Origin of the sequence: Chryseobacterium sediminis (assembly GCF_008386505.1) — a bacterium.
Lineage (GTDB): Bacteria > Bacteroidota > Bacteroidia > Flavobacteriales > Weeksellaceae > Chryseobacterium > Chryseobacterium sediminis.
Genome location: NZ_VUNZ01000012.1, coordinates 1 through 521, shown reverse-complemented (window position 1 = coordinate 521; position 521 = coordinate 1). Strand labels below are relative to the sequence as shown.

The 521-nt window shown below is 53.2% G+C and carries 5 tRNA genes; all 5 read left to right on the top strand.

What is annotated here, in order from left to right:
- The 5 genes from FW780_RS22250 (at position 1) to FW780_RS22230 (ending at position 517) form a co-directional block, all read left to right on the top strand.
- Positions 1 to 73: transfer RNA gene (locus FW780_RS22250), tRNA-Met, on the top strand.
- 38 nt (positions 74 to 111) lie between these two features.
- Positions 112 to 184: transfer RNA gene (locus FW780_RS22245), tRNA-Met, on the top strand.
- Between the two features lie 38 nt (positions 185 to 222).
- A tRNA-Met gene (locus tag FW780_RS22240) sits at positions 223 to 295 on the top strand.
- A 38-nt stretch (positions 296 to 333) separates the two neighbouring features.
- A tRNA-Met gene (locus tag FW780_RS22235) sits at positions 334 to 406 on the top strand.
- A 38-nt stretch (positions 407 to 444) separates the two neighbouring features.
- A tRNA-Met gene (locus tag FW780_RS22230) sits at positions 445 to 517 on the top strand.
- Positions 518 to 521: the final 4 nt, after the last annotated feature.

The following is a 521-nucleotide window of genomic DNA, read 5'->3' as shown; positions in this document are numbered from 1 at the left end:
CGCGGGATGGAGCAGTAGGTAGCTCGTCGGGCTCATAACCCGAAGGTCATCGGTTCGAGTCCGGTTCCCGCTACTAAGCAAGTGTTTTCGGTAAACACTCTAAAAATACACCGCGGGATGGAGCAGTAGGTAGCTCGTCGGGCTCATAACCCGAAGGTCATCGGTTCGAGTCCGGTTCCCGCTACTAAGCAAGTGTTTTCGGTAAACACTCTAAAAATACACCGCGGGATGGAGCAGTAGGTAGCTCGTCGGGCTCATAACCCGAAGGTCATCGGTTCGAGTCCGGTTCCCGCTACTAAGCAAGTGTTTTCGGTAAACACTCTAAAAATACACCGCGGGATGGAGCAGTAGGTAGCTCGTCGGGCTCATAACCCGAAGGTCATCGGTTCGAGTCCGGTTCCCGCTACTAAGCAAGTGTTTTCGGTAAACACTCTAAAAATATACCGCGGGATGGAGCAGTAGGTAGCTCGTCGGGCTCATAACCCGAAGGTCATCGGTTCGAGTCCGGTTCCCGCTACTAA